Origin of the sequence: Microbispora sp. CA-135349, assembly GCF_050947365.1 — a bacterium.
GTDB lineage: Bacteria > Actinomycetota > Actinomycetes > Streptosporangiales > Streptosporangiaceae > Microbispora.
In genome coordinates, this window is sequence record NZ_CP192001.1 from 2,391,697 (window position 1) to 2,407,711 (window position 16,015).

At 72.0% G+C, this 16,015-nt stretch carries 14 protein-coding genes; 9 read left to right on the top strand and 5 right to left on the bottom strand.

The features are described from left to right. The first annotated feature begins 65 nt into the window (after window positions 1-65). Genes ACQPZZ_RS11380 through ACQPZZ_RS11390 form a run of 3 tightly spaced genes read left to right on the top strand, consistent with a single transcriptional unit; the run spans window position 66 to window position 4,172 of the window. Window positions 66-1,340: a glycosyltransferase gene (locus ACQPZZ_RS11380; RefSeq protein WP_432931412.1), complete on the top strand. Its 1,275-nt coding sequence runs from the start codon at window positions 66-68 to the stop codon at window positions 1,338-1,340. Next, window positions 1,337-2,764 (top strand): NAD(P)/FAD-dependent oxidoreductase, encoded by a 1,428-nt coding sequence (locus ACQPZZ_RS11385; protein ID WP_432931414.1) that lies wholly within the window; start codon window positions 1,337-1,339, stop codon window positions 2,762-2,764. Before ACQPZZ_RS11380 ends, ACQPZZ_RS11385 begins: the two co-directional genes overlap by 4 nt. A 10-nt stretch (window positions 2,765-2,774) precedes the next feature. Continuing rightward, window positions 2,775-4,172: an aldehyde dehydrogenase family protein gene (locus ACQPZZ_RS11390; protein ID WP_432931416.1), complete on the top strand. Its 1,398-nt coding sequence runs from the start codon at window positions 2,775-2,777 to the stop codon at window positions 4,170-4,172. Between the two features lies 1 nt (window position 4,173). Here the strand turns inward: ACQPZZ_RS11390 and ACQPZZ_RS11395 are convergent, their stop codons facing one another. Both ACQPZZ_RS11395 and ACQPZZ_RS11400 read right to left on the bottom strand, forming a co-directional pair. After that, window positions 4,174-4,854 (bottom strand): DNA alkylation repair protein, encoded by a 681-nt coding sequence (locus tag ACQPZZ_RS11395; RefSeq protein WP_363646323.1) that lies wholly within the window; start codon window positions 4,852-4,854, stop codon window positions 4,174-4,176. Next, window positions 4,851-5,522, bottom strand: coding sequence for a TetR/AcrR family transcriptional regulator (locus tag ACQPZZ_RS11400; RefSeq protein WP_363646324.1), 672 nt, complete (start codon window positions 5,520-5,522; stop codon window positions 4,851-4,853). Before ACQPZZ_RS11400 ends, ACQPZZ_RS11395 begins: the two co-directional genes overlap by 4 nt. 95 nt (window positions 5,523-5,617) lie before the next feature. On the opposite strand from ACQPZZ_RS11400, the gene ACQPZZ_RS11405 reads away from it, so the two are divergent. The 3 genes from ACQPZZ_RS11405 to ACQPZZ_RS11415 all read left to right on the top strand — a co-directional run bounded on the left by ACQPZZ_RS11405 (window position 5,618) and on the right by ACQPZZ_RS11415 (window position 9,462). Then, window positions 5,618-6,994, top strand: coding sequence for an alkaline phosphatase D family protein (locus ACQPZZ_RS11405; RefSeq protein WP_432931418.1), 1,377 nt, complete (start codon window positions 5,618-5,620; stop codon window positions 6,992-6,994). 97 nt (window positions 6,995-7,091) lie between these two features. Continuing rightward, the gene (locus tag ACQPZZ_RS11410; protein WP_432931420.1) at window positions 7,092-8,579 is read left to right on the top strand and encodes a glycoside hydrolase family 3 protein; all 1,488 of its coding nucleotides are present in this window, start codon (window positions 7,092-7,094) and stop codon (window positions 8,577-8,579) included. Between the two features lie 46 nt (window positions 8,580-8,625). After that, window positions 8,626-9,462, top strand: a complete 837-nt coding sequence (locus ACQPZZ_RS11415; RefSeq protein ID WP_432931422.1) for an ATP-grasp domain-containing protein — start codon at window positions 8,626-8,628, stop codon at window positions 9,460-9,462. Between the two features lie 4 nt (window positions 9,463-9,466). On the opposite strand, the gene ACQPZZ_RS11420 is transcribed toward ACQPZZ_RS11415, so the two are convergent. Next, on the bottom strand, window positions 9,467-10,228 hold the full coding sequence (locus ACQPZZ_RS11420) for an SDR family oxidoreductase (protein WP_432931424.1): 762 nt from the start codon (window positions 10,226-10,228) through the stop codon (window positions 9,467-9,469). A 453-nt stretch (window positions 10,229-10,681) separates the two neighbouring features. On the opposite strand from ACQPZZ_RS11420, the gene ACQPZZ_RS11425 reads away from it, so the two are divergent. The 3 genes from ACQPZZ_RS11425 to ACQPZZ_RS11435 all read left to right on the top strand — a co-directional run bounded on the left by ACQPZZ_RS11425 (window position 10,682) and on the right by ACQPZZ_RS11435 (window position 13,036). After that, window positions 10,682-11,434 carry a GntR family transcriptional regulator gene (locus ACQPZZ_RS11425; protein WP_432931426.1) on the top strand — a complete coding sequence of 251 codons (753 nt, stop codon included), beginning with the start codon at window positions 10,682-10,684 and terminating at the stop codon, window positions 11,432-11,434. 216 nt (window positions 11,435-11,650) lie between these two features. Further along, window positions 11,651-12,289 carry a GNAT family N-acetyltransferase gene (locus ACQPZZ_RS11430; RefSeq protein WP_432931428.1) on the top strand — a complete coding sequence of 213 codons (639 nt, stop codon included), beginning with the start codon at window positions 11,651-11,653 and terminating at the stop codon, window positions 12,287-12,289. 66 nt (window positions 12,290-12,355) lie between these two features. Beyond that, window positions 12,356-13,036 (top strand): copper homeostasis protein CutC, encoded by a 681-nt coding sequence (locus ACQPZZ_RS11435; protein WP_432931430.1) that lies wholly within the window; start codon window positions 12,356-12,358, stop codon window positions 13,034-13,036. A 6-nt stretch (window positions 13,037-13,042) separates the two neighbouring features. Here the strand turns inward: ACQPZZ_RS11435 and ACQPZZ_RS11440 are convergent, their stop codons facing one another. Together ACQPZZ_RS11440 and ACQPZZ_RS11445 are read right to left on the bottom strand one after the other, a co-directional pair. After that, complete coding sequence (locus ACQPZZ_RS11440; protein ID WP_432931432.1) at window positions 13,043-14,626, bottom strand: FAD-dependent oxidoreductase; 1,584 nt, start codon at window positions 14,624-14,626, stop codon at window positions 13,043-13,045. An 82-nt stretch (window positions 14,627-14,708) separates the two neighbouring features. After that, window positions 14,709-15,887: a DUF6986 family protein gene (locus ACQPZZ_RS11445; protein WP_432931434.1), complete on the bottom strand. Its 1,179-nt coding sequence runs from the start codon at window positions 15,885-15,887 to the stop codon at window positions 14,709-14,711. Window positions 15,888-16,015 lie beyond the last annotated feature (128 nt).

Here is a 16,015-nt window from a genome sequence, read left to right on the forward strand (position 1 = left end):
GGTCTTGACGGGTGTATCAGGTAGGTATTTGAATCACGCTTCAACTAGAATAAGAGGAGCCCCGAATGACGGCCACGCCCTTGACGATCCTGTTCATGCCGGAGAGCGCCTACGGGCCGACGAACAACTGCGTCGGCATCGGCGACGTTCTGCGCCGCCGCGGTCACCGCGTGGTGTTCGCCGCCGAGGCGTCGTGGAAGGGCAAGCTTTCGGCACTGGGCTTCGAGGAGGACCTGGTCGACCTGGCTCCGCCGGCAGAGGAGGAGCAGGACGCGGGGCAGTTCTGGAAGGACTTCATCCGCGACACGGCGCCGGAGTATCGCAAGAGCACGGCCGAGCAGCTGGACACGGTCATCAAGCCGATCTGGGAGGCGTTGATCGACGGGGCCAAGTACTGCGAGCCGCAGCTCAAGGCCATCATCGAGCGGGTGCGGCCGGACGTGATCGTGGAGGACAACGTGCTGGCCTTCCCCGCCCTGGTGACGGCGGGCGTCCCGTTCGTACGGATCGTCTCGTGCAACCCGCTGGAGGTGCAGGGCCCGGGCGTGGCCCCGCCGTTCTCCGGACTGCCGGCCGACGGCACCGGCTGGGCGGAGTTCCGGGCGGAGTACGACCGGACCCATCGTGAGATGTGGGAGGCGTTCAACGCCTGGGTGGTCGAGCAGGGCGCCCCGGCGTTGCCGGAGTTGGAGTTCATCCACGAGGGTGACGCGAACCTGTACGTGTATCCCGAGATCGCCGACTACACGGCGGAGCGGCCCCTGGGGGACTCCTGGACCCGCGTCGACTCGTCCGTACGGGAGACCGACGAGGAGTTCACGCTGCCGGACATCCCCGGCGAGGGCGCGCTGATCTACTTCTCGCTGGGCTCGCTCGGTTCTGCGGACGTCGAGCTGATGCGCCGCGTGATCTCCGTGCTGGCCCGTACGCCGCACCGCTACATCGTCTCCAAGGGCCCGCTGCACGAGGAGATCGAGCTGGCCCCCAACATGTGGGGCGCGGAGTTCGTCCCGCAGACGAAGATCATCCCGCTGGTCGACCTGGTGATCACGCACGGCGGCAACAACACGACGACCGAGGCGTTCCACTTCGGCAAGCCGATGATCGTCATGCCGCTGTTCTGGGACCAGTACGACAACGCCCAGCGCGTGTACGAGACCGGGTACGGCGTCCGCCTGGACACCTACGGATTCGCCGACGAGGAGCTCACCGGGGCCATCGAGAGACTGCTCGGCGACCAGGGACTGCGCGACCGGCTCGCGGCGGCCGGCGAGGAGATCCGCCGCCGCGACGGCCTGCGCGTGGCCGCGGACGTCATCGAGAACATCGCGACCAAATGACCAAGGGAAGCCGTCTGATCGGGGACGCCGCTCCGCGGGTCTTCTGGACCGACCGGCCCGGGGCGCCCGGCCCGTACGAGCCCCTGCATGGCCGCACCACGGCGGACCTGCTGGTGGTCGGCGGCGGCTTCACCGGCCTGTGGGCCGCCGTGCTGGCCAAGCAGGAGAACCCCGCCTGCGACGTCGTCCTCCTGGAGGCGCACTCGATCGCGTACGGCGCGAGCGGCCGCAACGGCGGGTTCGTCTCCGACTCCCTGACCCACGGGCTGGGCCAGGGAGCGAGGCTGTGGCCGTCGGACAACGCGGCCCTGCTCGCGCTCGGGCGGGCGAACCTCGCGGCCATCGCCCGCTTCGTCGACGAGCACGGCATCGACGCCGACCTCCGCCTGGTCGGCAAGACCACCGTCGCGGTGGCGCCCCACCAGGTGGAGGAGCTGAAGCGGGCCGAGAAGCTGCACCGCGAGCACGGCGAGGACGCGGTGTTCCTCGGCCGCGACGAGATGCGCGCGGACGTCGAATCGCCCACCTATCTCGCGGGGCTGCGCCTGCGCGGCACCGGCGGCGTCCTCGACCCCGCCGCGCTCGCGTGGGGCCTGGCCCGCGTCGCGGCGCGGCTCGGGGTGCGCATCCACGAGGGCACCGAGGTCACCGCGCTGACCCGGACGCGGACCGGCGTGGAGGCCGGGACGAGAGGCCGCGGCGTGGTGAACGGCGTGGCGAACGGCGGGGTGAGCGGTGTGGTGAACGCAGGGCAGGTGCTGCTGGCCACCAACGCCTTCCCCTCGCCCCTGCGCAGGCTGGGCCTGTTCGTGCTGCCGGTCTGGGACTACGTGCTCGTCACCGAGCCGCTGTCTCCCGAGCAGCGGGCGTCGCTCCGGTGGCCGGAGGGCCAGGGCCTGACCGACGCGGGCAACCGGTTCCACTACTACCGGCTCACCCGCGACGATCGCATCCTCTGGGGCGGGTACGACGCGATCTACAACTTCGGCGGCGGCGGCTCGCAGCAGCGCGACGCCACGCACGAGCGGCTCGCGCGGCACTTCTTCACGACGTTCCCGCAGCTGCGTGGCCTGCGCTTCACGCACAAGTGGGGCGGGATGATCGACTCGACCAGCCGGTTCACCCCGTTCTTCGGCACGGCGATGGGCGGGCGGCTGGCCTACGCCCTCGGATACACCGGCCTCGGCGTCGGCGCGTCCAGGTTCGGCGCGCTGACCGGTCTCGACCTGCTGGCCCGGCGGTCCACCGAACGGACACGGCTGCGGATGGTCCGCCGCCACCCGGTGCCGTTCCCGCCCGAGCCGCTGCGCTGGCCGGTGGTGCAGCTCACCCGCCGCGAACTCGCTCGCGCCGACGAGAACGAGGGCCGCAGAGGGCCCTGGCTGCGGTCACTCGACCGTTTCGGCATCGGCTTCGAAAGTTGAGGACGACCTCATGACGACATTGATCAATCCCGCCGACGGCCGGGTCATCGAGGACGTGCCCGACACCCCGCTCGACGGGGTGGCGCGGGCCGTACACCTGGCCCGGGAGGCCTTCGAGCAGTGGCGCGAGACGACGCCGGGTGAGCGGGCGCGGGTGCTGCTGCGCCTGGCGGACCTCGTCGAGCGGGACGCCGCGGAGCTGACCCGGCTGGAGGTCGAGGAGACCGGCAAGCCCGCCGCCGTGTTCCGGGACGGCGAGCTGCCGTTCGCCGCCGACAACCTCCGGTTCTTCGCCGGCGCGGCCAGGTCCCTGGACGGCACGGGCGCCGGCGTGTTCAGCGCCGGATACACGTCCGTGCTGATCAGGCGGCCGATCGGGGTCGTGGGGGCGATCGCGCCCTGGAACTTCCCCCTCATCATGGCGGTGTGGAAGATCGGCCCGGCCGTCGCCGCGGGGAACGCCGTCGTGATCAAGCCGGCTCCCCGGACGCCCCGCACCACGCTGCGGCTCGCCGAGCTGTTCGCCGAGGCCGGGGCACCGGAGGGCCTCGTGCGAGTGGTGACCGGCGGCGCGGACGTGGGGCGGGCCCTGGTGACCGACCCCGGCGTGGACATGGTCAGCGTCACCGGGTCCACCGCCACCGGCCGCGAGGTCATGCGCGGTGCGGTGGACGGCCTCAAGCGGGTCCATCTGGAGCTGGGCGGCAAGGCCCCCGCGCTCGTGTTCGCCGACGCCTCGCTGGAGGACATGGCGGCCGGGGTGGTCATGGGCGCCACCTACAACACCGGTCAGGACTGCACGGCCGCGACCAGGGTGTACGTCGAAAGGTCGCGGTACGCCGAGGCGGTCGAGGCGCTGCGGGAGGCCGTCGCCCGCGTCCGGCCCGGCGACCCCTGGGCGCCGGACGCCGACATCGGCCCGCTGATCAGCACCGAGCACCGTGAGCGGGTCCACGGCTTCGTGACCAGGGCGTCCGGCCGCGTCGTCCACGGGGGCGCGCCGATCGACGGCCCCGGCTTCCACTACGCGCCGACGCTGATCGCCGACGCCGACCCGGCGAGCGAGATCGTGCGGAGCGAGGTCTTCGGCCCGGTGCTGGTGGCGATGCCGTTCGACGGCGAGGACGAGGCGGTGCGGCTCGCCAACGCCACGCCGTACGGGCTGGCCTCGTCGGTGTGGTCCACGGACGTGGCCCGGGCCCTGCGCGTCTCCCACCGGCTGGACGTGGGCGTGACGTGGGTGAACGACCACCTGCCGATCGCCTCGGAGGCGCCGCACGGAGGCGTGAAGGGCAGCGGGTTCGGCAAGGACATGAGCCAGGAGGCCGTGCAGGAGTATTCGGTCACCCGGCACCTCATGATCAAGCACGCGGCCCCGCAGTCGCGCGACTCGTTCCGCCCCGCCTGACTCAGGCGTCAGGGACGTTGCGCAGCGCCTCGCGGCGGCTCAGCCCGCTGATGCCCTGGTGCTTCACGTAGCGGAGCACCTCCTGCGGGTTGGTCTTGGCGTACTCCCGCAGCGCCCAGCCGATCGCCTTGCGGGCGAAGAAGTCGGTGTCCGACAGGCTCGGCTCGATGCAGGCGTAGAGCAGGTGGGCGTCGGTCCGCTCCTTGAAGGAGTTCTGGCACAGGATGGCGGTGCGCCGCTTCCACAGGTCGGTGTCGTGCGCCCATTCCAGCACCAGACGGCGCATGCTCTCGGGGTACAGCCGCAGCAGCGTGCCGATCCGGTGCACGGCGATGTCGTCCACCAGGTCCCACCAGGCGCCGGTCACGACCATCTCCTCGTACATGGGGATGGTGTAGAGCGTCTGCCAGGACCGGTAGAAGCGGTGGGCGGACAGCTCGATGGCGGCGTAGCGCTCCTCGCGGTACTCCGCCTCGCGCCACAGCGCGAGCACCGCCCTGCGCCACTCGGGGGCGCTGTCCAGCCGGTGCTCGGCGAAGACCTTGCGTAGCGCGGCCCGCCGGGGCACGGCCGTCACTCCCAGGAACGGCATCTCCGACTTCATGTACGACCGCATGGAGGCGGCGCGGGCCGGGTCGGCGGCCTCGGTCAGTGCGAGTCGTACGGCCTTGAGTAGCGTCATGACGGCTGACTCGTCCGTTCGCCGGTCGCCAGGCCGTCGAAGAGCAGCTTGACGAAGTGGTCCGCGAGCGCGTCCGTGTCGAGCCTGCCGTCGGGCCGGAACCAGCGCACGGTCACCCAGATCGTGTCGCGGATCATCCGGTAGGTCAGCTTGGGATCGACGTCGGGACGGAACTGCCCGGCGGCCTGGCCGCTTCTGATCTGCTCCACCCACATGCGCTCGACCTCGTCCTCGGCCCGCACCAGGTAGTCGAAACGGTCGCCGGGCAGCGAGCGCAGGTAGTTCCAGTCGTTCTGCATGACCGTGATGGCGGCGCGGTGGTCCTCCAGCGTGCCGAAGCCGATGCGGACCATCTCCGCCAGGACCGAGCGCGGGTCGGCGTGCGTGCCGAGGGCCGCGCGGTAGCGGGTGATCAGATCCTCGAGGAAGGTGCGCAGCACCTCGTCGACGATCGTCTCCTTGGAGTCGAAGTGGTGGTAGAGGCTGCCGGACAGGATGCCGGCCTCCAGCGCGATCTCCCGCACCGTGGTGGCCTGGAAGCCCTTGCGCGCGAACAACTCGGCGGCGAGTTTGACGAGGTGGTCGCGCCGTTCGGACGCCGAGCCGGCCGCCCCCCGCTTCGCCTTGACCGGCGCGGCCGTGCCGCCGGAGTCCTTACGCTGGTTCACGGCTCCCATTATGGCGGTCAAGCAAGAGCTTGTTCACATTCTCGCCTCGCCCGACCTCCCCGCATGGGAGGGATCTGTAGGGCAGGATCGAACCCATGGCGAAAATGGGGTATCCGTTCACCTTGGGGGTGGCGTCAGGAGAGCCGTTATCCGACGGCGTGATCCTGTGGACCCGTCTGGCCCCCGAGCCGCTGCATCCGACACAGCCGGGCGGCATGCCCAACCGGGCGATGACCGTGCGGTGGGAGCTCGCCGAGGACGAGGCGTTCAAAAAGGTCGTCCAGTCGGGCACCGCGCCCGCGCAGCCGGACTGGGCGCACAGCGTGCACGTACGGGTGACCGGGCTGCGGCCCGCGGCCGACTATTTCTACCGCTTCTCCGTCGAGGGTCACGTCAGCCCGGTGGGCCGCACCAGGACGGCGCCCGGCCCGGATTCGACCGCCCCCGTGCGGTTCTGCTTCGTCTCCTGCCAGCGCTACGAGCACGGCTACTTCACCGCGCTGCGCCACCTCGCGGGAGAGCGGCCCGACCTCGTCCTCCACCTCGGCGACTACATCTACGAGTACGGCAAGCCGAAGAACCCCAAGCCGGGCCGCTGGGTGCGCCCGCTCGAGTCGACGGCCGAGTGCACCACGCTCGGCGCCTACCGCGACCGATACGCCCGCTACAAGATGGACCCCGACCTGCAGGCCGCACACGCTGCCGCGCCGTGGGTCGCGATCCCCGACGACCACGAGGTCCGCGACAACTGGGCGGGCGCGCTGCCCGGTGACGGCGGCAGCCCCGCCACCTTCCTCAAGCGCAGGGCCGCCGCGTTCAAGGCCTACTACGAGCACCAGCCGCTGCGCGTGCACCCGTCCGGGGCGGTCCTGCAGAACTACCGCCGGCGGCCGTACGGCCGGGTGGCCGACTTCCTGCTCGCCGACACGCGGCAGTACCGCGAGGGGCGCGACATGCTCGGCGCCGAGCAGGAGAAGTGGCTGACGGACCGGCTGCGCGGATCGACCGCCCGGTGGAAGGTGCTCGCGCAGGCGGTGTTCTTCTCCCAGCGGAAGTTCCCGCTCGAACCCGTCAGCGCCGATGCCTGGGACGGCTATCCCGCCTCGCGCTCCCGGGTCCTCGCCGCCGCCCCCGACGGGCTGGTCGTGCTGAGCGGTGACGTGCACAGCGCGTACGCGAGCGACGTGCGCGCCGACTGGGCGGATCCGGCCTCCCGCGCCCTCGGGGTCGAGTTCGTCGGGCCGTCGGTGACGAGCATGCCGGGCATCACCGACGCGAGCGCGATCCTGGAGCTGAACCCGCACATCGCGTTCTTCGACAGCCGCCACGGCTACGTGTCCTGCGTGGCCGACATGGAGAACTTCCGCGCGGAGTATCGCGCCGTCGCCTTCGTGGACCGTCCCGGCGCGCCGATCACCACGATCGCCGGCTTCGAGGTGAAGGAGAACCGGCTGCGCCCCGTCGATCTGTGATCAGACGCGCCCGACATCCCAGGCCTGCCCTCTAGCAAATAGGAAACTTTCCTATTAAATTGCGGGGCATGCCTGAGCGATGCCTTGCGGGCGCAGCATGAAGCGAAGCCCTGACCTGCTCCGTCTGGCCGACACGGTCCTGCTGCCCGGCTTCACCGGGACCGCCGCCCCCGACTGGGTGCGGCGGCGGCTCGCCGGCGGGCTCGCCGGTGTGGTGCTGTTCTCCCGGAACGTCGACACCCCGGCCCAGCTCGCCGCGCTCACCTCGGCCCTGCGCGCGGAGAATCCCGAGATCCTGATCGGCGTCGACGAGGAGGCGGGGGAGGTGACGAGGCTCGAGGCCCGCACCGGCAGCTCCCGGCCGGGCAACTACGCCCTGGGCGTCGTGGACGACGTGGAGCTGACCGAGCGGGTGGCCGGCGACATCGGGCGGGACCTGCGGGCGGCCGGGGTGAACATCGACTTCGCCCCGGCCGCCGACGTCAACTCCAACCCGGACAACCCGGTCATCGGTCTGCGGTCGTTCGGGGCCGACCCGCTGCTCGTCGCGCGGCACACGGCCGCCTGGATCCGCGGGCTGCAGTCCGCCGGCGTGGCGGCCTGTGCCAAGCACTTCCCCGGGCACGGCGACACGTCGGTCGACTCCCACCACGGCGTCCCGCGCGTCACGGCCTCCCGCGAGGAGCTGGCCGAGATCGAGCTGTGGCCGTTCCGGGTCGCGATCGACGAGGGCGTGCGCTCGATCATGACCGGCCACCTGCTGGTCACGGCGTACGACGAGGAGCTGCCGGCGACGCTCAGCCCGCGCATCCTCACCGGCCTGCTGCGGGAGGAGCTGGGCTTCGAGGGCCTGATCGTGACCGACGGCATCGAGATGGCCGCCGTCTCCGGCCGGTACGGCCTGGGCGGCGCGAGCGCGATGGCCGTGGCGGCGGGGGCCGACGCGGTCTGCGTGGGCGGGGAGAACGCCGACGAGGCGACCCACGAGCACATCCGCGACGCCGTCGCGGACGCGGTGACCGAGGGCAGGCTGTCGGAGGAGCGGCTCGCCGACGCCGCGTCGCGGGTGCGCGCCCTGGCCGCCTGGCAGGCGCGGGTCCCGCCCCCCGACGACCGCCGGGACGAGATCGGGCTCGTCGCCGCCCGCCGGGCCGTACGGGTGACCCGGCGCGGGGCGCGTGACGTGCTGCCGCTGATCGCCGCCCCGCACGTGGTGGAGCTGGCGCCGGAGACCAACCTCGCGATCGACAAGGGCATGCCGTGGGGCGCGGGCGAGCCGCTGAGCAAGCTGCTGCCGGGCACCACCGTCGCCCGGTTGCGGCAGGGCGACGTCCACAACGGCGTCGCCGGCGCGATGCTGAGCCAGGCCGCCGACCGGCCCCTCGTCGTCGTGGTGCGGGACGCTCACCGCCACCCCTGGCAGACGGACCTGCTGGAGCGCCTGCTGGCCGCCCGGCCGGACGGCGTGGTGGTCGAGATGGGACTGCCGGGCCGTACGGACCTGGGGGCGGTCCACATCGCCACGCACGGCGCCGCCCGGGTCTGCGGACAGGCGGCGGCCGAGGTGCTGGCCGGTCTCGCCTGACGCTGCCCATAGCATTGGTCACCGACGACATGCGGATGGGAGCGTCATGAAGGTCGCGTACGTCACCACGGACCACCCGGCGGCCGAGCAGGACGACGAGCGGGAGATCGCCCTCGCCGCCTGGCTCGGGGCCGGGATCGAGGGCTCGCCGGTGAGCTGGCACGACCCCCGCGTCGACTGGTCGGACTTCGACGCGGCGGTAGTCCGCTCCGCCTGGGACTACATCGACCGCCGTGACGAGTTCGTCGCGTGGGCCCACCGGGTGGAGTCGGCGACGCGGCTGTTCAACCCGGCGTCGGTGATCGAGTGGAACACCGACAAGACCTATCTGCGCACGCTCGGCGTGCCCACCGTCCCGACGCACTGGCTCGTCCAGGGCGCCGAACCCGGCAGGGACCTGCCCGAATGGGACGAGTACGTGGTCAAGCCCGCCGTCTCCGCGGGGGCCCGCGACACCATCCGCACCGCGGACCGGGACGCCGCCGCGGCCCACGCGGCGGCGCTGCTCGCCGAGGGCCGCACGGTCATGGTCCAGCCGTACATCCCCTCCGTGGAGCAGGAGGGGGAGCTGTCGCTGCTGTACTTCGGCGGGCGGTTCAGCCACGCCGTACGGCGGCACCCGATGCTCAGCGGCGTGGCGGAGACCCGGGAGAACCGCGCCACGCTGCGCGACCCGGACGACGACCAGTTCGCCCTCGCCGAGCGGATCCTGGCCGCCGCGCCGCCGGACCTCCTGTACGCCCGGGTGGACCTGGTGCGGATGCCGGACGGCGAGCCGGTCCTGATCGAGCTGGAGCTCACCGAGCCCTACCTGTTCCTGCGGGACGAGCTGGCCGCGCCGGACCTGTTCGCCGAGACCCTCGCCGAGATGCTCAAGGGCTGAGCACCTATCCGTGGGTGGAGATCCCGCCGTCGACGGGGATGACCGCGCCGGTCAGGTACGACCCGGCGCGTGAGGCGAGGAAGATGGCCGCGCCCGCCATGTCGTCGGGCCTGCCGATCCGGCCCAGCGGGACGTTGCTCTCGATCGCGCCGCGCATCTGGGGGTCGTCGAGCGCGAAGGCCATCATCTTCGACTCGAACGGCCCGGGCGCGATCGCGTTGACCGTGATCGATTCCCGGGCGAGCTGGTGGGCCAGGTGCCGGGTCAGCATGTGGACGCCCGCCTTGGCCGCGGAGTAGGCGTAGTTCTCCATGAACGGCACCCGGAGCCCGTCGATCGAGCCGATGTTGATCACTCGTGCCGGATCGTCGGGCGACGCCGCGGCGCGCAGCAGCGGCAGGAGGCGGCGGGTGAGGAAGAAGACGCCCTTGACGTTGATGTCCCAGAGCTTGTCGAAGGCGTGCTCCGGATACTCCGCCAGCGGCGCCCCCCAGCTCGCCCCCGCGTTGTTGACGAGCACGTCGAGCCGGCTCTCCCGCTCCGACACCGCCCGCGCAAGCGCCTCGACGCCGTCGGGGGTGGACAGGTCCGCCTGTACGGCGTGGCAGCCCAGCTCGGCGGCGGTGGCCTGCAGCTCGTCCTTCTTCCGCGAGGAGATGTAGACGACGGCGCCCGCGTCGAGGAATCCCCGCGCGATCATCTTCCCGATGCCCCGGGATCCGCCCGTGACCACGACCGTCTTGCCTTCCACCGAGAACAGAGTCATGCGGGCAGCATACCGACCGGTCGGTTCCGCGTCAGGCCTAACGGTGGCGCGTCCTGGCGGGCGTGGGGGACCCGCCAGGACGCGCTCCGCCCCGGCGCGAGACCTCGACCCCGGCGAGGGTTGGGGTCGAGACCTCGTTTATTCGCACGGAGTCCATGGGGAGCGGCCGTTCTCGACCGGCCGCTCCGGCGTGCGGTGGTACCGCGTGCTCGGGCATGTCACGCCGTTCCCGCGCAAGGCGGTCATCTCGGTGGATACCGACAGCTCTGACATGTCGTTCCCGTCGCTCTGATAGGTCTGGCTGGGAGATGGGGCCTCAGGCCCACCTCCATTGGATGGATTTGTACCAACGTTTGGATAATGCGCGGCTGGGTGGGCTCAGGTCAAGGGGTTGTTTCCCGCTAGACCGAGATCCTCTAGATTTGTTGGAACAAAAGGGTGGATTGAGGAAAGATGGCACGATCGTCGCTCTACCAGCAGGTGGCCGCAGAGGTACGCAGGGCCATCTATGCGGGCGAACTCGCGCCGGGCGACCAGATTCCGACCGAGGCCGACCTCATGGAGGCGCACGGCGTCAGCCGCAACACCGTACGGCTGGCGCTGGGCGAGCTGGAGAACGAGGGCCTCATCCTGCGGATGCGCCGGCGTGGAACGTTCGTACGCGAGCGCCGCCCCCTCCTCATGCGCCCTCAGGACGAGTTCCTCCCGTACGACCAGGAGGAGCCGCGGTTCGACACGTTCGTCCACGCGGTCCGCTCCGAGGGCCGTACGGCGGACCAGCGGATCGAGGTCTCGATCGTCGAGCCGCCCGAGGACGTGACCACCCGCCTCGCCCTGTCCGACGGCGCCCTGGCCGTCGTGCGCCGCCGCCTGCGCTTCGTGGACGGCCAGCCGTACAACACGCTGGACTCGTACTTCCCCCTGGAGATCGTGGGGGACTCCGAGATCGCCCGGCCCGGCGACATCATCCGCGGGGCCAACCGGGTGCTGGAGGAGCTGGGGCATCTCCAGGTCCGCGTGATCGACGACCTCTCGGCCCGCATGCCGACCTCCGACGAGTCGTCACGGCTCCAGCTGGAGCCCGGCACTCCCGTTGTCGTCCACACCCGGGTCGGTTACGACGCCGACGACACGCCCGTCCGCGTCGCCGTCTCCGTGCTGCCCGCGGACAAGCATCTGATCCGATACGAGCTGGAACGCCATTGACGAGGCCAGGACGCCCCCTGGCCTGAGCGGGCGTCCCCGGCCGCCGGGCCCTCCTCCGGAGGGCCGTTTCCGCGATTCCCATTCCGGCCCCGGCAGAGGGCCCCGCCGGACCCGCGCGCCCTAGTGGGGCCCGCCGTCTCCGGACGGGCGCTGTACGGCATCGCGCCGTCACTCACAGTAATCGAATCGCCGCCGTCGGCACGAAAGGAATCAGGCATGCCCGCGAACACCCTGGATCTTGTTACGGAACTCACGCTGCGTCGCGCGACCCCGGCCGACCTGCGGGGCGTCCTCACCCTCCTGGCGCGTACCGCCGGGTGGCTGAACGGCCTCGGCGTACGGCAGTGGCCTGCCGGGGGTTTCCCGGCCGAGCGCATCGAACCGCTCATCGGCGAGGGGGTCATGTACGTCCTGGATGCCGGCGACCAGGTGCCGGCCGCCACGATCGCCGTCGACGGCCAGGCCGACCCGGAGTTCTGGACCCCCGCCGACCGGCCCGGCGACGCGCTCTACGTCCACAAGCTCGCCGTGAGCAGAACCTACTCCGGGCAGGGCCTGGGGGAGACGCTGCTCGACTGGGCCGCGCTGCGGGCCGCCGTCCACGGCCGGCCGTACCTGCGGCTGGACTGCGCCAAGGACAACGCCCGGCTGCAGTCGTACTACCGGAAGGCGGGCTTCCGGCACGTGCGCACCGTCGACCTGCCGCACCGCGCCTCCGGCGCGTTGTTCGAGCGGGACGCCAGTGCCGCGATCCCGGCCGCGGCGGCCGGACCCCGCATGCCGGCGGTGCCGGCCCCACGCTCGGAACACGCCGCCCACGCGTGGAGGGTTCTTGACAACACCGCGCACAACTAGTTGAACGAGGGCTGAACAGGGCGGATGCCGTCAGGTGCCGCAAAGGGACCGGATACTGTTCACATCATGACGGGATCCCTCCTTGAAGTGATCGCGCTCGACCTGCGTGACGCCGTTGCCGCCGAGGAGGGCGGGGCCGACCGCCTGGAGATCGTGTCCGACATGGACTCGGGCGGGCTCACCCCCTCGGCGGACCTCGTCGCGGCGATCGCGCGTGAGTGCGGGCTGCCCCAGATGGTCATGCTCCGCTGCAACTCCGGGTTCACGGTGACGCCGGAGGAGCTCGATCGGCTGCGCGCTCACGTCAAGGAGCTCGCCGAGGCCGGCGCGGCGGGCTTCGTCTTCGGCTTCCTGACCGGGGACGGGTCGGTCGACAGGGAGTCGACGGACGCGCTGATCCACGCCGTCTCGCCGCTGCCCTGGACCTTCCACCGTGCCGTGGATCACGCCGCCGACGTACGGGCCGCCTGGCGTGCCGTACGGCTGCTGCCGAACCTGGCGACCGTCCTCACGTCCGGCGTGCCCGAGGGCGTCGGCAGCGGCCTCGGCGTGTTACGCGCACGGGCGGAGGCGGGGGACGCCTCGCTCGTGCTCGCCGGCGGCGGCCTGCGCGAGGAGCACGTCCCGGTGCTGCTCGACTACGGCATCCGCGCCTTCCACGTCGGCAGCGCCGTGCGGGGCTCGTGGCGGGAGCCAATCGACCCGGACCGGGTCAGGCGCTGGCGCCGCACCGTGGACCGGTTCTGACGCTCTTCACCCGCGGCGGCGGGCGACGAGGACGGCGTCGCGGATCGTGACGTCGTGCCCTTCCGGGTCCACCCCGGTGCGCGACCGGGTCTCGGCGGTCACGACCTCCCACTCGACAGGATCCAGCGAGGCCGCGATCTCCTCGGCGGTGAACATCATCTGCGGGAAGTGCGCCCGGCGAGCCGTGGTCAGCAGGTCGGACGGGTGGTGCCCGACGATCAGCAGGGTCCCGCCCGGGGCCACCGCGGCGGCCAGCCGGGCGGACAGCGCCCGCCTGGCCTCGGCCGGCAGGTGCATGTACTGCGCCGAGACCAGGTCGTAGGCGCCCTCGGGAAGAGCGTGATCGCGCAGGTCGGCCTTGAGCCACTCGATGCGGTCCGCGACGTCCGCGCCGGCGTCGGCGGCGTGCGCGGCGGCCCGCTCCAGCGCCGTGGCGGAGATGTCCGTCGCGGTCACCCGCCAGCCCCGCGCCGCGAGCCAGACGGCGTCGGCCCCCTCGCCGCTGCCGACGTCGAGTGCCCGGCCCGGGGGCAGCTCCGCGGCCTCGGCGACGAGCTGCGGGTTGGGCCTGCCGCTCCAGATCGCCGGCCGGGAGCGGTAGCGCTCCTCCCAGGCGGCCTCCTCGAACATCGTGCGCACCTGGTGGCGGTAGGCGTCGACGGCCTGTTCGGTGTCCTCGGCGACGAGATCCCTGTTGATCGCCGCACCCGCGGCGAGACCGGCCGCCGCGGCCGTGATCAGCTGGGCGAACACGTCCGTCACGTTACCCGCCACCCACACGCCGGGCACGGCCGTCGCTCCGGTGGGTTCCGCGGCGATCCGGGTGCCCACCACCTGGCCGCGGGCCTCCGCCTCGACCGGCTTGAGCCCGAGCGGTTCCAGCACGCCGGCCCGGGCGGCGAGCCGCGGCGCGACGACGACCGCGTCGAGCGCGACGACATCGCCCGAGGCCAGCCGCACCCCGGTGAGCGCGTCGCCCGTCACCTCGATCCCCGTGACCGGGCCGTGGGCGACGGCGATCCGGCGCGCGGCGAGCCGCTCGGCCTCCTCCTCCGACGGCGCGGGGCGGTGGTGGGTCAGGAGCACCACGTTCTCGCTCCACTGCCGCCACAGGAGGGCGTGTTCGACGGCGAGCGGCTCGGTGGCCAGCACGCCGATCCGCCGGTCGCGGACCTCCCAGCCGTGGCAGTACGGGCAGTGCAGCACGTCGCGGCCCCACCGCTCGGCCAGTCCCGGCACATCCGGCTTCTCGTCCGCGGTGCCGGTGGCCACCAGCAGCCGGCGGGCCCGGACGGCGCGCCCGTCGTCCAGCGTCACGAGGAAGCCGTCGTCCTCCCGCGCGGCGGCCTCGGCCCGTCCGCTGACGACCTCGCCGCCGTACCGGGCGAGCTCCTCGCGCCCGGCCGCCAGCAGTTCGGCGGGCGGCGTGCCCTCCCGGGCGAGGTAGTTGTGCACGTGCCCCGCCCGCGCGTTGCGCGGCTCTCCCGCGTCCACCACCAGCACCGACCGCCGGGCCCGCGCCAGTGCCAGCGCGCCGCTGAGCCCGGCGGCGCCGCCGCCCACGACGACCACGTCGTACTTGTCGTTCACCTGTGCCTCCTGTGTCGACTTGTGCGTAACAGTGCGGCACGTCCCGCGAACGTGGCAAGGAATGTTGCGGATATGGCAAATCTCAGCAGAGAGCCCGGTCGGCCCTGGCCAGCGCGGCGACCAGCGTCCTGATCGTCGCGGGCTCGTCCAGCTCGCCCCCCGAGGCCGCGCGCCGTTCCTGCCAGGCACGCACCCGGTCGGCGTACTTCTCGTAGCAGGCGAGATGGAACGCGTATACCGTCGTGAAGCGGCTGACGAGATGCGAGGGGTGCATGTCCCAGCCCTGGTAGAAGCCGTGCGCCAGCGAGTGCGACACCAGCGCCGAGTGCCTGCGCAGCAGGGCGTGCACGTCGGCCGCCGAGTCCGAGGCCGGGGCCGCGGCCAGGGAGCCGTCCGACAGCTCCACCCCCGTCCCCGACAGTGCCGTCTGCATGACGTGCCGCGCGTGGTCGCAGGCCGGATGGTCGAGCCGCTGCTCGTCCGGCGGCAGCCCGAGCGCGGCCGTGTAGTCGAACACCCCGAAGTGGGCGGCGGAAAGCCGCCCGCCCAGCGAGGGCACCAGGCCGGCCGAGCGCTGGAGCATGAGCACGGTCTGCGGAGCCTCCACCTGCATCTCGAAGCGCAGCGTTCCCGTGGGCAGCCGCAGCGCCCGCTCCAGCGCCTCCAGGCAACCGGCGAACTGGCGCAGGTAGTCCTCCATCAGGACCTTGGGGAACGTCACCGTGAACCCGTCGGGAAGCCCGCCGGCCCGCCGTACGACCTCGGTGAGGAACCCGTCGAGCGTGCGCACCGAACGGTGCGGGTCGCCGTCGGCGAAGGACTTCACCCGCAGCCCCCACCTTCGGGGCAGCGTGCCCGCCTCGTGCATCGCGGCCACGGCCGCCGCCGCGGCCTCGGCGTGCCGGTCCTCCTCCTCCCAGGAGCGCACGCCGTACCCGTCCTCGAAGTCGATCCGCAGATCCTCGATGGGCTCGGCGTGCAGCTTCCTGCGTACGCGGTCGTGCACGGGCGAGGCCAGGTCGGGCTCGAGCCCGAACAGCGCGGCCAGTTCGGCGGGGGTGAACAGGAGCCGGTGGAGGAGATCGGTGGCGGCGTGCCGCCACCACTGGACGATCTCCGCCGTCACCCGGTCCGCGGGCACGTACACCGTGTGCACCGGCTGCCACGCGGGTTCCCGTACGGGGAACCGGGCGAGCTGCTCGCGATGGGTGCCGGCGAAGCCGTCGAGCAGCCCGTCCGGGCCGGCCAGCGTCGTCTCCATGGGGTGATCCTCGCAGACGCCCCGCCACGAACACGTCATCACTAAACGTCGCAGCACGACCACGTTCGGTTGGCTATTCTTTTCCCCGAACAGCGATCGAACAAGTGAGCGAAAAAGAAACGGCCCCC

Bases quoted from the DNA above. Each gene is read 5' to 3' on its own strand.
- ACQPZZ_RS11380 (WP_432931412.1), top strand. From the start codon at position 66: ATGACGGCCACGCCCTTGACGATCCTGTTCATGCCGGAGAGCGCCTAC.
- ACQPZZ_RS11385 (WP_432931414.1), top strand. From the start codon at position 1,337: ATGACCAAGGGAAGCCGTCTGATCGGGGACGCCGCTCCGCGGGTCTTC.
- ACQPZZ_RS11390 (WP_432931416.1), top strand. From the start codon at position 2,775: ATGACGACATTGATCAATCCCGCCGACGGCCGGGTCATCGAGGACGTG.
- ACQPZZ_RS11395 (WP_363646323.1), bottom strand. From the start codon at position 4,854: ATGACGCTACTCAAGGCCGTACGACTCGCACTGACCGAGGCCGCCGAC.
- ACQPZZ_RS11405 (WP_432931418.1), top strand. From the start codon at position 5,618: ATGGCGAAAATGGGGTATCCGTTCACCTTGGGGGTGGCGTCAGGAGAG.
- ACQPZZ_RS11410 (WP_432931420.1), top strand. From the start codon at position 7,092: ATGAAGCGAAGCCCTGACCTGCTCCGTCTGGCCGACACGGTCCTGCTG.
- ACQPZZ_RS11415 (WP_432931422.1), top strand. From the start codon at position 8,626: ATGAAGGTCGCGTACGTCACCACGGACCACCCGGCGGCCGAGCAGGAC.
- ACQPZZ_RS11420 (WP_432931424.1), bottom strand. From the start codon at position 10,228: ATGACTCTGTTCTCGGTGGAAGGCAAGACGGTCGTGGTCACGGGCGGA.
- ACQPZZ_RS11425 (WP_432931426.1), top strand. From the start codon at position 10,682: ATGGCACGATCGTCGCTCTACCAGCAGGTGGCCGCAGAGGTACGCAGG.
- ACQPZZ_RS11430 (WP_432931428.1), top strand. From the start codon at position 11,651: ATGCCCGCGAACACCCTGGATCTTGTTACGGAACTCACGCTGCGTCGC.
- ACQPZZ_RS11435 (WP_432931430.1), top strand. From the start codon at position 12,356: ATGACGGGATCCCTCCTTGAAGTGATCGCGCTCGACCTGCGTGACGCC.
- ACQPZZ_RS11445 (WP_432931434.1), bottom strand. From the start codon at position 15,887: ATGGAGACGACGCTGGCCGGCCCGGACGGGCTGCTCGACGGCTTCGCC.